Here is a 14,009-nt window from a genome sequence, read left to right on the forward strand (position 1 = left end):
GTCGAACCGGTGTGAACGGGGAAATCAGGCGCGTGCGTGGGTATGACGCTTGCGGTATTCCGCCGGCGTGACGCCGACCCGGCGCACGAAGGCCCGCCGCAGGCCGTTCGCGTCTGCGTAGCCCAGACGTGCCGCCACCCGCTTGGGCGTCTCGTGGCCGTCCTCCAGCAGGCGACGGGCCGCTTCCACGCGCATGGCTTCCACGAAGTCCGCAGGCGTCATGCCCACGTCGTGGCGGAAGATCCGGGCGAAGTGCCTGGCACTCATGCCCACCCGCGCCGCCATCGAGGCGACCGAATGGTCTTCGCCGGGATGCGCGGCCACATAACGCTGCAATTCCTGCAGGGCTCCCCGTCCGGCGGGCGCGGCCTCCCCGCGGCGGCTGAACTGCATCTGCCCGCCGGGGCGCCGGAAGAACACCACCAGTTCGGCGGCGACGGCCATGGCGACGTCCCTGCCAAGGTCCTCCTCTACCAGGGCGATAGCCAGGTCCATCCCGGCTGTGACGCCGGCAGCGGTGCAGGCCGGGCCATCGCGGACAACGAAGGCGTCCGCCTCGACAGTCAGCGACGGGTGTCGCCCGGAGAGCAGCTCCGCCACCTTCCAGTGCGTGGTGACGCGGCGACCGTCGAGCAGGCCCGTGCGTGCGAAGAGCAGGGCGCCGCTGCAGATCGAGCCATAGCGGCGGGCACGGCCCGCCTGGCGTCGCAGCCAGGCCTCGACGCTCAGGTCCACCGCGGCGTTCGCCAGATCGGGCGACCCTGCCACCAGCAAGGTGTCCAGGCAGTCGAACTCGTCGTGGATGCTCATATCGGGAAGGAACCGCATGCCCGAGGAGGCCGTGACGGCCAGCGGTGCGGTGCCTACCGTCACCACCCGGTAGACCTGGCGCCCCGTCTGCCGATTGGCCTCGGCGAAGACGTCCGCGGGGCCGGATACGTCCAGCATCTGAACGCCGGGCGGGGCGAGGATGGCGACGATCAGCGGCGGCGTCTGCATGGCATGCAATATGGCTGTAATTGCTACTTCGAGTCAAATCATGCCGAATCGCGGCGGGGTTTCAATAACTGCACCCTATCCACCACCACGGTCTACCGCCATGCACACCATCGAACGCGTCGCCGGCATCGCCGTACCCGACAGCGCCCTTGCCCGCGAAATCACCGAGCTGGTCCGCGATACCGAGACCGACCTGCTCTACCACCACTCCCGCCGCGTCTTTTTCTTCGCCTCACTGACGGGCGAGGCGAAGGCGCTGAAGTACGACCCGGAACTGCTCTACGCGGCCGCCATGTTCCACGACATGGGCCTGATGCCCGCGTACTCGAGCAAGGACAAGCGCTTCGAGGTGGACGGCGCGGACACCGCACGCGGGTTCCTCCGCGCCAAGGGCGTCTCCGAAGCCGACATCGACACCGTGTGGACGGCCATCGCGCTTCACACCACCCCCGGGGTCCCGCCGTATATGAAGCCGGAAGTCGCCTTGCTGACGGCGGGCGTGGAAATGGATGCGCTCGGTCTCGGCTTCGAGAACGTGGACACCCTGGATCGCGTGAAAGTGGCAGAAACCCATCCAAGGGGGGCCTCGTTCAAGGACGACATCGTGGACGCGTTCTACAACGGCATCCGCAACAAGCCTGGGTCGACCTTCGGCAACGTCAAGGCCGACGTCATGGCCTACAAGGAGCCGCACTTCCAACGGACGAACTTCGTGCAGTGCATCCTGCATAACCATTGGCCAAGCTGAGGAAGCGGGCCCGCTGGCGCGGCATGGCTGCCGAAATGGACCCCCCAGGTTCCGCGGTATTTGATCTGATAATCATTCGCAATTACGATGGCGGTCTTTACTCGAGCCGAAGGCCGCCGTCCCATGCGTTTCCGCCCCACCGCCCTCGCCCTGGCCATCGCCGGTGCCGTTGCCACGCACCCCGCGACGAGCCAGGAGGCGCCGCCCCCCGCGGCCGAACTGGAAGGGGTGAAGGTCGTCGGCGACTGGCTGGGTGACGCCGCCCTGAATACCGTGGTCGATCACCCCGGCGCCCGCACTGTCGTGCGCCGCGAGGAACTACGCGAGGCCGGCGCCGTGAACCTGCGCGACGCGCTGCGCCGCATTCCCGGCGTGCAGGTTCAGGAAAGCAACGGTACCGGCGGCAGCGACGTATCCCTGAACGTGGGCGTACGCGGCCTCACCTCGCGGCTGTCGCCGCGATCCACCATCCTGCTTGACGGCGTGCCCATTGCCGTAGCGCCTTACGGGCAGCCTCAGGTGTCCATGGCACCCGTCGGGCTGGGCAATATCGAGGCGGTGGATGTAGTCCGGGGTGGCGGTTCCGTACGTTACGGGCCGCAGAACGTCGGCGGCATCATCAATTTCGTGACCCGCGAGATCCCCGAGACCTTCGGCGGCAGCGCCGGCGTTCAGTTCCAGGGCTCCGGACACGGCGGCATCCGCACGAACACGAATGCCTTCGTGGGTGGCACCGCGAGCAACGGCCTGGGCGTGGCGCTGCTCTACAACGGCCTGCACGGCCCGGGCTTCCGTGAGCGCGAGGACAACGAGAGCATCGACGACGTGATGCTCAAGGCGAAGTACGCCATCACCGCCGACGACACGCTTACCGGCAGCATCCACCACTACGACGGACAGGCGGGCATGCCCGGTGGCCTGAACCAGGCCGACTACGACGCCGATCCGTTCCAGTCGCGCCGTCCGTTCGACGATTTCCATGGTCGCCGTACCGACTACGTAGTGAAGTACAGCCACGTGGACGACCGCCGCAGTTTCGAGGTGCAGTCGTATTACTCCGACAGCTTTCGCGGCAGCCACATCGAGACGATCACGGAGAATGCCGACGGCAGCTACGCGCACCAGCTCATCGCATATCCACGCAACTACCATGTGTTCGCCATCGAACCGCGCTACTCGCAGCTGTTCGACTGGGGCCAGGTGACGCACGAAATCGGCGTGGGCTATCGCTATACGAAGGAAGCGATGCACGAGCGGACGCTGCGCAACGACAAGTACACCTCGGAACTGCCGTACACACCGTACGACAGCTTCCCCTATGGCGGCCCTTACGTGCTTTCCGGCAACAACACCGGCAGCAACGAGGCGCATGCGATCTACATCGACGATGCCATCAATGCGGGCAACTGGACCATGACGCCCGGTATCCGCTACGAGCGGATCGACAGCGAATGGCAGGCGCATTCCGGAAACACGGTGGTGGTGAAGGGCCCGACCGAACGGCAGAAGGATTATTCGAAACCGTTGCCCTCCCTCAACGTGATCTACCGCGTGACCGACGCATGGCGTGTTTACGCCAACGCGGAAACCTCATTCGGTTCGTTGCAGTATTTCCAGATTGGCCAGAAGGATTCGAACAACCATTTTGCCGCCGGGCTCAAGCCGGAAACGGCGCGCACCTATGAAATCGGCACGCGCTACGGCACGAAGGCGTGGGGTGGCGAGATCACGTTGTTCCGGATCAACTTCGACCACGAGCTGCAGCTCGTCGGCAAGCTGCCGAACGTGCCGGATTCCTACGAGGGCTGGACCAGTCTCGGCGCCACGACGCACAAGGGCATCGAATCCGCGGCCCACGTCGACCTCGGCGAGTTCAGCGACGCCCTGCGTGGCCTCACCCTGTGGGGCACCGCGACGTATACCCATGCCTTCTACAAACACGGTTCGTTCGAAGGCCGCGACCTGCCGTTCTACTCGCGGCGCACGGCCAACCTCGGCCTGCGTTATGGCATCGCCCAGTGGACCTTCAACCTCGACGCTTTCTCGCAGTCGCGCCAGCATTCACCGGGTTCACCCAGCTTCGATCCCGCCCATCCCACGGAATACATCACCGAGCCGTCGCCCGAAGGCGATCTTGGGAACATCCCGGGCTGGACCACGTGGAACGCACGCGCAGAGTATGCGTTCGGTCCGTCGGTATCGAACCTGCGTCTCGGCGCGGGGGTGAAGAACCTTGCGGACACGCGCTACTTCACGCGTTCCACGGACAACAACGACGGCATCTACGTCGGCATGCCGCGCACCTGGTTTGTCCAGGCTTCGGTGGACTTCTGACATGACGCCCCAGCCACGCCGCGTACGCCATGCCCTGAAAATGCTGCACCTGTGGCTGGGTCTCAGCCTCGGTATCCTGCTGGCGCTTGTCACGCTCGCCGGCAGCGTCCTGTTGTGGGAACAGCCGCTCTTGCGGGCAGGACATCCCGAACTCGTTGCCCGGCCGCTGCCGGACCTCGCCACGCAAGGGCGATCGCTGCAGCTGATCCTCGCTTCCCCCGAGGGCAAGAAGGCGCGTGGGTTTTCCGTGCCCGACGCCGAATTGCCCGTGTGGGGGGCGATGGAGCGTGGTGGCGATCGCAGCTACTTCGACGCGGACACCGGCGAGCTCCTGCTGCACCGGAGCCCATCCAGCGATGGACTGCTCACGCTGCTCGACTGGCACACCCACTTGTTGTCCGGCCCCGTCGGGGAGACCGTGCTCGGTCTCGTCGCATGCACGGGGCTGTTCATGCTGTTCTCGGGTGCGTGGCTCTACTGGCCAGGTCGCCGGCGCGCGCTGAAGCACCTGAAACCGCATGCGAATCCGCCGGTGCTGCGCTGGGCGAGCCTGCATCGTTCCGTCGGCGTCGTTGCCCTGCCCCTGCTGATCGTGATGATCGGTACCGGCGCCACCATGGCGTACCGCGGCGCCGTGCGCAGCGGCCTGGCGTCCGCCTTTGGCGAACCCACACCGGCGCGTCCGCCGAAGACGGCGCCCTCGCATGCGGCGATCGATTGGCCCGCGGTGCTCGCGGCGGCGCAAGCGGCGGCGCCGGACGCGGAACTCACCCGCCTGACCTTACCGTCGAAGGACAACGGGACGCTGGTGCTGCGCATTCGCCGTCCCGGTGAGTGGAACGTGGCAGGCCGCAGCTCGTTGTGGATGAATCCTGCCACCGCCACGGTACTGGGTGGCGTCGACGCGACGAAACTGGGCACAGGCGGCCGCCTGGCCAATGCGTTGTTCCCGATCCATTCGGCTGCGGTAGGCGGCATGGCCTGGCGCGTCGCGGCATGCATCACCGGCGCGCTGCCGATGTTCCTGCTGGTGACGGGCTTCCTGTTCTGGCGCGCCCGCCAGCGGCGCAACACGTTCCCCATTTCAGGGTAGGAACTTGCCTGCGCCGAGTCATAAAGTGGACGTCCTTCTGCCCTCAGGCAGCGCCTATCCTGCCGGCCCCCGCAAAGGAAACCAACCCATGCGCCGCACCCTTCTCGCCCTGGCCGCCTGCATCGCCCTGCCCGCCCTCGCCGTCGATACAGCCTCCTGGACGCAACCCGCAGAGCCGCACGTCATCTACGGGAACACCTATTTCGTAGGTACCAAGGGCATTTCGGCGGTCCTCATCACATCGCCGCAGGGCCATGTGCTGATCGATGGCACGCTCGAGGAAAACGTGTCGCGGATCGAAGAAAGCATTCGCAAGCTCGGTTTCCGCGTTGAGGACATTAAGGTGATTCTCAATTCGCACGCGCATTTCGATCATGCCGGCGGTATCGCCGGCCTCGCGAAGGACAGCGGCGCGACGGTACGTGCGACGGTCGCCGGCTCGCGGGAGCTTCGTCTTGGCGGTCACGACGCCAGCGACCCCCAGCATGGCGAAGCGAAACTGTTTCCGGGGGTGAACGCGGTAGGCGACATTGCCGAGGGGACGGTGGTGCGCATCGGCCCGCTGGCAATCACGGCGCATATCACGCCAGGACACACGGCCGGCGGCACGGCGTGGACGTGGGAATCCTGCGAGGGCAAGGTCTGCAAGTCCATCGCCTACGTCGACAGCCTTTCAGCGCTAGCGGCCGGCGGCTATCGTTACAGCGATCATCCGGCATTCGTCGCGGCCTTCCGCAAGACCTTCGACCGCGTGGCAGCCCTGCCCTGCGACATCCTGGTAGCACCGCACCCGGAGCAGGCTGTCGGCAAGACCTGCAAGAGCTATGCGGACGATGGCCGCAAGCGGCTCGACAAGCAGCTGGCCAAGGAAGCTTCCCGGTAGGAGCGCGCCCTGCGCGCGACAGCCTTTGAGGCCAAGCGCCGCAGGACCTGTTGCACCTCGCTAAAACCTGTCGCGCGCAGGGCGCGCTCCTACGGCGTGGGGCCTGCGCGCTCGGCTATCATCGCTCCGACCCGCGCGTCCTTCTCCGTCCAGAGGTCGTTCACCCAGCCCTGGAACCGCTCTCGGAACGCCGGATCGTTCTCGTAATCCCCACGCAGCGACGGCGGAATCGGCAGCCGTCGCACGTGGATGCGAACCTCGCGAATGCGTCCCGCCAGCATGTCCATCGCCGTACCCGGCCCGTCCGGGTACACGATGGTCACGTCGAGCATGTCGCGGATCGCATCTCCCATCGCATCGATCACGAAGGCCATGCCTCCGGCCCTCGGCTTCAGCAGATGCGTGTACGGCGATTCCTGTGCGTCGTGCTTGGCCTTCGTGAATCGCGTGCCTTCGGTGAAGTTCATGATCGAAACGGGCAGGTGGCGGAATTTCTCGCAGGCGCGTCGCGTCGCCTCGCGATCCTTGCCGCGCAGTGCCGGACGCGCCTCCCGTTCCTGGCGCGAATGCCGCTTCATGAAGGGGAAATCCAGCGCCCACCATGCTGGTCCCAGCAACGGCACCCAGATGAGCTGGCTTTTCAGGAAGAAGCGCATGAAGGGAATGCGCCGGTTGAACACCTTCTGCAGGGCGGGAATGTCCACCCAACTCTGGTGATTGCATACGATAAGGAAATTCTCGTGCAGTGCGAGGCCTTCGAGGCCCTCGACCACCCAGCGCGTGCGGGTGAACACGCCGAACAGCCAGCCATTGATACTCAGCCAACTCTCCGCGATCCACACGAGTGCGGCCCCTATGCCTCGCTGCACGGGCGCGATGGGAAGAATCAGCCGCAGCAGCGTCAGTGCGAGCACCAGCAGCACGTGAACAAAGGTGCTGACCAGGAGCAGCATGCAGACGAGCGGAACGCGCAGGAAGAGGGGCAGGGGTGCGAGCATGCGTGGCAAGCCAGGGATGGATGCCGCAGTCTACAGGCCCGTCATGCCCCCAGCTTCTCGTTTACCGCGGCCAGGTCCTGTTTGACCTTGCCGATACCCTCCCAGGGGTCCTTCTTCAGGCGGGCCAGGCGCTTGGGCACGCTGCGAAGATCGAAGGCGCTACCGGATTTGATCTTGCCCAGTTCCTCCCAGCGCAACGGCACCGCCACCGGTGCCCCCGGGCGGGAGCGAAGCGAATACGATGCCACCGCCGTGGCGCCCCGGCCATTGCGCAGGTAATCCACGTAGATTTTGCCGCGGCGGAAGCGTTTCGTCGCGGTAGAGACGAATTCCAGCGGGTGCATGGCCGCCATGGCTTCGGCGAAGCCACGGGCGAAGCTCTTCACCGTGTCCCAGTCCGCGCCGGGATTCAGCGGCACGACCACGTGCAGGCCCTTGCCCCCGGTGGTACGGACGAACGAGGCGAGCCCAAGCTCGTCGAGCAAGCCGCGCACCATGCGTGCCGCGGCGACCACGCGCGGCCATTCCACGTCCTCGCCGGGATCGAGGTCAAAGACCACCCTATCGGCGACATCGGGTGTGTCCACGTGCGAGCCCCAGGGATGGAATTCCACGGCGCCGAATTGCACCAGTTCGATCAGCCCGGCCTCGTCACGCGGGTAGAGATACACCGCCTGGGCGCCGGTCTCTTCCTTCAGCTTCGCGGTGCCTACGTGCTCCAGGCCTGCCATCACGTGCTTCTGGAAGAAACACTGCGCGCCGATGCCGCCTGGGCAGCGAATGGTCGACGTGGGCCGGTCGGCAATCGTGGGCAGCATCCATGGCATCACGGCACGGTAGTAGTCCACCACGTCCTGTTTGGTGATGCCGTCGTCGGGAAAGACCACGCGGCTGGGATGCGTGATGACGATCGCATCGGCATCGGCATCGGCGTTCGTCGACGGAGCCTTTTTCGATCCGCGGGCGGTCTTCCCGGCAGGCGCCGGCCCCGCGCGATCGGAATCGCGCAGGTCGGCAGGCGACTTGTCGACGCGCAAGGTCTTCAGGCTTGGCTGGCGGAGCAAATCCTTGTTTCCAATGCCCCGGTAATACACCTCGGCCACGACGGTCGGCGGTACCCAGAGTGCGCCACGCAGCATCGGGTCCACCGCGTCGATGCGTACCGTCGGCTTCTTCGTCCCACCCTTTGTGAGTGTCGTGCCCAGTTCCCGGAGCATCTCGTCGGTAAAGCCCGTGCCGACACGGCCGACATAGGTCCAGCCGCCGCGCTTGTCAGGCTTCGCGAGCAGAAGGGAGCCGAAGGACAGCCGCGAACCTTTCGCGGGCGTGTACCCGACCACCGCGAACTCGTCGCTCTCGAGACGCTTGATCTTCTGCCAGTCGTCGCCGCGGCCGCTGTGGTACGCGCCATCCGCGCGCTTGGAAATGATGCCCTCGAGCTTCTGCTCCATCGCCATGGCGAAGACGTCGTCGCCATGGCCGACGTTGTGCGAGCTGTAGGACAGGTGGGGCGGGGCATGTGCCAGCAGACGCTCGAGCAGCACCTTGCGTTCCACCAGCGAGGTACGCGAGAGGTCGTAGCCCTGCAGGTAAGGGATGTCGAAGAGCATGTAGACCAGGGGCGCCTGCGCCTCACCCGAGAGCGTGCGCTGAAGGGCATTGAAGTCGCTCCGGCCCTCGGCGTCCAGGGCGATCAGTTCGCCGTCGAGGCGTGCGCTGTCGAGGCCCAATGCGTCGATGGCCTGGGCGATCTCGGGCGCGCGCTCGTTCCAGGGCAGGGCATTGCGCGACCACAGCAGTACTTCGCCGCCGGCGATGCCGGTGAGGATGCGGTAACCGTCCCATTTCACTTCGTGCACCCAGTCGTCGCCCTGCGGCGGCGTTTCGCGGAGCCTGGCCAGCTGGGGTGCGAAGAACGCATTGTCCGGCTTCATCTTGCGGGCACCCTTCAGGCCGGCAGCTGCCTTCACCAGTGTCGCTATCGGGACCCGCCGCGTTCTTGGAGGCGCCTTCTTTCGCGAGGTGGATTTCTTCGCGGCGGCGCGCAGGCCTGGCGTGGTCGCGGCCCGGCGGGTGCTCTCGCGCATCTTCGCGTCGAGCAGGTCGTCCGCTTCCACATCGCCGGCATAGGCGTCCTCCGCCTTGATGAGAAACCAGGCCGGCTGGCGCTCCTTCTTCGCGCCGCGCACGAGGTGCCAGTTGCCCTTGAGGCGTTGACCGAACAGTTCGAACTCAAGGTGTCCTTTACGAAGCTGGGCCTCGGGGTCGCCGCGGGTGGCCCATACGCCGCGGTCGAACAGATCCACGTGGCCTTTGCCGTAGCCCTCTTCGATGTCGCCTTCGAAGCTGGCGTACGACACCGGGTGGTCTTCGACCTCCACCGCGAGTCGCTTCACCTTCGGATCGTAGCTGGGGCCCTTGGGCACCGCCCAGCTGCGCAGCACGTCGCCCACTTGCAGGCGAAAGTCGAAGTGTCGACGCGAGGCATGGTGAAGCTGCACGACGAAGATGGCGCGGCTTCCACCCGGCGCGGAGTCGTCCGGCGCCGGCTCGCGTGTCTTCGCGAAGTTTCGCTTGCGACGGTAATCCTGGAGGCTCATGGCGGGATGGTTGGCGAGGGTGGGTGAACGCGCCGTGCAGTGTGGGGCGACGCTGTCATCGCACTTTCAGAATGGTCGTATGGGTCGGTGAAAGGCGCAGCGTCACACTCTGGACCAACCCCACGCCAGGATGCCACCGTCATGCCTTCGCACGCCCTGTCAGGCTGTTTCATCGCTGTTCTCCTCCTGTGCAGCGATACGGTGCAGGCGGGTTGCCTGTCGCATCCCTCACAGGGAACAGCACAGGTCATTTCCTTCGGTCTCGTCAAAGTCCCTTCCGATGCACGGCCGAACGACGTGCTGGCCGTGAAGGATTCCCCACCGTGGACACCGGCGAAATTCAAATGCAAGTACCCCACGCTCACATCCACCCTGGGCATTTTCGCCACCCCGAGCGCCCTGGGTAACGGCATCTACGAAACCAATGTGCCAGGCGTCGGTGTGCGGGTTTCATTCCACGGGTCGGGCCGGCTCGTACCTGAAAACACGTACGCCAACTGGATATTCCTGAGCAACCCGCTGCCCAACGCGCACTTCAGGGTGGAACTCTTAAAAACGGGCCCCTTAGGGAAAGGCGGCGCATTGCAGACAGGTACCCTGGCGCGCGCCGGCTACGACGGACGCGTCCAGGTATGGGTCGATCTGCTGGATACCCGCATCGAGCCGCCACACCCCACCTGCGCGTTCCTGTCGAAGCGCGTGGTATTCAACCTTGGCAGGGTCGACGGTGGTGTTCTCGCGGCCCAGGGCCATAGCCATTGGGCCACCCAGCAGCTGGTATCCACGGGTTGCCGCGACGCCACCCAGATGCTGATGACCTTCGCCGGCACCGCCGACGAGGCCAACCCATCGCTGTTCAAGCTTCAAGGAAGCGATGCCGCCAGGGGTGTCGCGGTGGAAGTTCGCAAAGACGACCCGGACGAGCAGGCCATCCCGAACAGCCCCGTACCGCTGATCCTTCCTGCCCCGGTCGAGAGTCGCAGTTATGGGTTTCGCGCGCGGTACCGCCACACCGGCAGGCCGCTGGCGCCTGGGTCGGCGAATACGAGCATCACCGTCAACGTCGCTTACCGCTGAAACCGCGAAGGGTGAAGGCGGCGACAATCGCTGACAGCACCGCGAGTCCCGCCGAAACCAGCATCACCGCGCGAAAGCCCGCCACGAAGGCATCGTCGATGGCGCGCCGGGCCGCCGGGTCCGCCATCTGGATGCCGGCCATCTTGGCCTTCTGCGCAGCGACCTGGTTGACGACATCGCCGGGCAGGGCCAGGTCGGCAAGACGGGCGTCGAGCGTCGTGTTGAACGCTTGCGCCAGGATGGCGCCGAACACAGCGATGGCGAGCAGGCCCGCCGCGCGTGCCACCGCGTTGTTCACGCCCGAGGCAGTGCCCGCCAGACTCGGCGGCAAGGCATTCATGACCGTGGTGGTGAGGGGCGCCACCACGATGCTCATGCCGAGGCCGAGCACGCAGCTGGCCGGGAAAAACGTGGTCCAGTAGTTGTCGCGCACGCCGGGCACGGCATACAGGACAAAGCCGGCGGCGGCGATGACCGGCCCCACGACCAGCGGCAGTTTCGCGCCGACGCGATCCACCAGCTGTCCCGTCCAGCGCGACAGCGAGAACATGATCACGATGATCGGCAGGAGCGACGCGCCGGCAGCGGTGGCGCCATACCCCTGTACCTGGATGAAATTGAGCGGCACGAAGAACAGGCTGCCGCCGAGCGCGGCGTAGAGCAGCAGGGTAAGCACGTTTGCCGCCGAGAAATCGCGGTTGCGAAACAGCGAAAGGGGAAGCATCGGTGCCGGGGAGCGATGCTCCACCAGGACGAAGGCCACCAGGCCCGCGACGCCCACGCCCGCGGCGATGAGGACCGAAACCGCCGCCCATCCTTCCTGCGGCGCCTCGATGAGCGCGAACACCACACCGGTAAGTCCCATCGTGGCAAGAAGCGCGCCGCCCAGGTCCAGCCGGCCTGCATGGGCGCCGTGGCTTTCGGGCACGCGCCACAGGCAGACGGCCACCAGGGCAATGCCCAGCGGCAGGTTGATCAGGAAGGCCCAATGCCACGATATGTGCTCGACCAGGTAACCACCAATCACCGGCCCCGCGCCCGCCGTGACACCGCTGAACGCCGACCACGTGCCGATCGCCGCACCGCGGCGTTCCTTGGGATAGGCGCTGCTGATCAGGGCGAGGCTGCCAGGCACGAGCAAGGCGGCGCCGAAGCCTTGTATCGCGCGGGCGCCGATAAGCGTCTCGATAGTCGGTGAAACGGCACACGCGATCGAGGCCAGCGTGAACACCACCGTGCCGATGACGAACACGCGCCGCCGGCCGAAACGGTCGCCCAGCACGCCGCCCACCAGGAGCAGGGCCGAGAGCAACAGCGCGTACGATTCCATCACCCATTGCGCGTCCGCCGTCGTGGCATCCAGCGCCTGCTGGATGGCCGGCAGCGCCACATTGACGATGGTGCCGTCGACGAAGGCCATGCCCGAACCGACAATAGCCGCGACGAGCGTCCAGCGGCGAGCCGATTCGCTGCACTCGACGGCTTCGTCCTCGGCGACGGCGTCGGGGGGAACTGGGGTGGTCGAGGTCATGATCGACGAGCCTACCGCTTTGCGGGCTGGCGCGCCTTGCACGCGACAGGTGCGGCATGACGTCGCCTGAACGGTTTTTACGTCACACTCAGTTACTTACGATGGAGGCGAGGCCCATGAAAGAGCGCGAGACCTATGACGATCCCACCACCGGCTCAGGCGATCCCACCCATGACGAGGGTTCCAGGCCCGAAGAGCCCGTGACCACGGGCTCGGGCGATCCCCAGCACAAGCCGCTGCGCGACGATGCCGGAGCGGTCCATTGAATCGACGGGAATTCGCGAAGGCGCTGGCGGCAGCGGGCACATTAGGCAGCGGCATATGGCCCACGGTGAGGGCGCTTCCGGCAACGTCGCCGGCGCCGCCGATGCGGCATGTGGCAGTGGATCCGGAACGGCTTCAATCCTTGCAGCAAGGCTTCCTCGACCTGCGCTTCGGGATGTTCATCCACTTGAACATGGCCACGTTCGAAGAGCGCGAATGGGGCGACCCTACGTTGTCCCCGAAGCTGTTCGATCCAAAGCACCTCGATACGGACCAATGGGCCCGCGCAGCGAAGTCCGCCAACATGGGCTACGCCTGCCTGACCACGAAGCACCACGACGGCTTCTGCCTGTGGCCGACGAAGACGGGCAGCGCGAACGTCATGCAGTCCTCGTTCCCGCGCGACGTGGTGCGGCGCTACGTGGATTCGTTCCGCAAGGCGGGGCTCAAGGTCTGCCTTTATTTCTCGATCCTGGACCTCCGCCAGGACATCCGCGCACGAACGGTCACGCCGGAGAAGATCGCGCTCATCAAGGCGCAGATCACTGAGCTGCTGACGAATTACGGCCCGCTCACGGCCTTGATCCTCGATGGCTGGAACGCCTCGTGGTCGCGCATCTCCTATGCGGAACTGCCGTATCGCCAGATCTACGACCTGGTGAAGTCGCTGCAACCCGACTGCCTGCTTACCGATCACAACGCGGGCAGCTATCCGGGTACGGCGCTGTATTACACGGACATCAAGCAGTACGAGCAGCATGCGGGCCAGAAGATCCCACCGGACAGCCCTGTACCGTCGCAATCCGGCACCACGCTGCAAAGCGACTGGTTCTGGAAGAAAGCCTATCCCACGGCGGAACTCGCCTCGGCGCAGACCATCGTCGAGGACTGGCTGAAGCCCTTCAACGAGAACCACTGCAACCTCATCCTCAACGTGGCGCCGAACCGCGATGGCCGTTTCGACGACAACGCGGTGGCGCGCCTCGCGGAGATTGGCCGGCTCTGGAAGAACACGGGCCCTGCGTCGAAGATCGGCCGGTCCGTGACGATCACCACGCCCGACCTTGCGGCTGGCAAACCCGCGTGGGCCAGCGCGAGCGACGAAGCCGTGGGCCCCGACCAGGCCTTCGACGACAACTTCCGCAGCTACTGGCTGGCCGACCGGGGAAAGGAAGAGGCATGGATCGAAGTGCGGTTCGATGCGCCCGTATCGTTCAACACGCTGTCGATCGTGGAGCCCCTGCATGCCGAAGGCTATGGCGACGCGAGCCGTATTGCTTCTTATAAGGTTGAGGTGGGTGACGGCAGCGGCTGGAAGGAGCTCGTCGCCGGCACGAAACCGTCGTCCTACCAGTTCCACTCAGTCCCCGGCACGACGGCAACGCGCGTTCGCCTCACATTGAAAGGCAAGCAGCCCGGCATCGCCGAATTCGGCCTGTACGAAGAACCCCTGTAGGACGCGCTTCTCGGGGACCGGGACCA

The 14,009-nt window shown here is 65.7% G+C and carries 11 protein-coding genes; 7 read left to right on the forward strand and 4 right to left on the reverse strand.

The genetic code is table 11. From position 1 onward, the window contains the following. Positions 1 to 24: 24 nt before the first annotated feature. A complete protein-coding gene (locus tag VGM71_RS17240) occupies positions 25 to 999 on the reverse strand; it encodes a GlxA family transcriptional regulator (protein WP_331547445.1) in 975 nt (324 codons plus the stop codon). A gap of 100 nt (positions 1,000 to 1,099) precedes the next feature. On the opposite strand from VGM71_RS17240, the gene VGM71_RS17245 reads away from it, so the two are divergent. From VGM71_RS17245 to bla, 4 genes are all read left to right on the forward strand, one after another. Beyond that, positions 1,100 to 1,747, forward strand: coding sequence for an HD domain-containing protein (locus VGM71_RS17245; protein WP_331547447.1), 648 nt, complete (start codon positions 1,100 to 1,102; stop codon positions 1,745 to 1,747). A 123-nt stretch (positions 1,748 to 1,870) separates the two neighbouring features. Then, positions 1,871 to 4,081, forward strand: a complete 2,211-nt coding sequence (locus VGM71_RS17250) for a TonB-dependent siderophore receptor (RefSeq protein ID WP_331547449.1) — start codon at positions 1,871 to 1,873, stop codon at positions 4,079 to 4,081. 1 nt (position 4,082) lies between these two features. Beyond that, positions 4,083 to 5,174, forward strand: a complete 1,092-nt coding sequence (locus VGM71_RS17255) for a PepSY-associated TM helix domain-containing protein (RefSeq protein WP_331547451.1) — start codon at positions 4,083 to 4,085, stop codon at positions 5,172 to 5,174. 88 nt (positions 5,175 to 5,262) lie between these two features. Beyond that, a complete protein-coding gene (bla, locus tag VGM71_RS17260) occupies positions 5,263 to 6,057 on the forward strand; it encodes a subclass B3 metallo-beta-lactamase (RefSeq protein WP_331547453.1) in 795 nt (264 codons plus the stop codon). 89 nt (positions 6,058 to 6,146) lie between these two features. Here bla and VGM71_RS17265 read toward each other — a convergent pair whose 3' ends face one another. Together VGM71_RS17265 and ligD are read right to left on the reverse strand one after the other, a co-directional pair. Beyond that, positions 6,147 to 7,055: an acyltransferase gene (locus VGM71_RS17265; protein WP_331547455.1), complete on the reverse strand. Its 909-nt coding sequence runs from the start codon at positions 7,053 to 7,055 to the stop codon at positions 6,147 to 6,149. Between the two features lie 41 nt (positions 7,056 to 7,096). Then, on the reverse strand, positions 7,097 to 9,655 hold the full coding sequence (ligD, locus tag VGM71_RS17270) for a DNA ligase D (protein WP_331547457.1): 2,559 nt from the start codon (positions 9,653 to 9,655) through the stop codon (positions 7,097 to 7,099). A gap of 141 nt (positions 9,656 to 9,796) precedes the next feature. On the opposite strand from ligD, the gene VGM71_RS17275 reads away from it, so the two are divergent. Continuing rightward, positions 9,797 to 10,732, forward strand: a complete 936-nt coding sequence (locus tag VGM71_RS17275; RefSeq protein WP_331547459.1) for a fimbrial protein — start codon at positions 9,797 to 9,799, stop codon at positions 10,730 to 10,732. Here the strand turns inward: VGM71_RS17275 and VGM71_RS17280 are convergent. Next, positions 10,713 to 12,263, reverse strand: coding sequence for a DHA2 family efflux MFS transporter permease subunit (locus VGM71_RS17280; protein ID WP_331547461.1), 1,551 nt, complete (start codon positions 12,261 to 12,263; stop codon positions 10,713 to 10,715). The genes VGM71_RS17275 and VGM71_RS17280 overlap by 20 nt on opposite strands. Before the next feature lie 116 nt (positions 12,264 to 12,379). Here VGM71_RS17280 and VGM71_RS17285 point away from each other — a divergent pair, with 116 nt between their 5' ends. Both VGM71_RS17285 and VGM71_RS17290 read left to right on the forward strand, forming a co-directional pair. Next, on the forward strand, positions 12,380 to 12,529 hold the full coding sequence (locus VGM71_RS17285) for a hypothetical protein (RefSeq protein WP_331547463.1): 150 nt from the start codon (positions 12,380 to 12,382) through the stop codon (positions 12,527 to 12,529). Positions 12,530 to 12,630: 101 nt separating this feature from the next. Next, positions 12,631 to 13,983, forward strand: coding sequence for an alpha-L-fucosidase (locus VGM71_RS17290; protein ID WP_331547465.1), 1,353 nt, complete (start codon positions 12,631 to 12,633; stop codon positions 13,981 to 13,983). The last annotated feature ends 26 nt before the right edge of the window (positions 13,984 to 14,009 follow it).

The organism is Luteibacter sp., from assembly GCF_036499525.1.
GTDB lineage: Bacteria > Pseudomonadota > Gammaproteobacteria > Xanthomonadales > Rhodanobacteraceae > Luteibacter.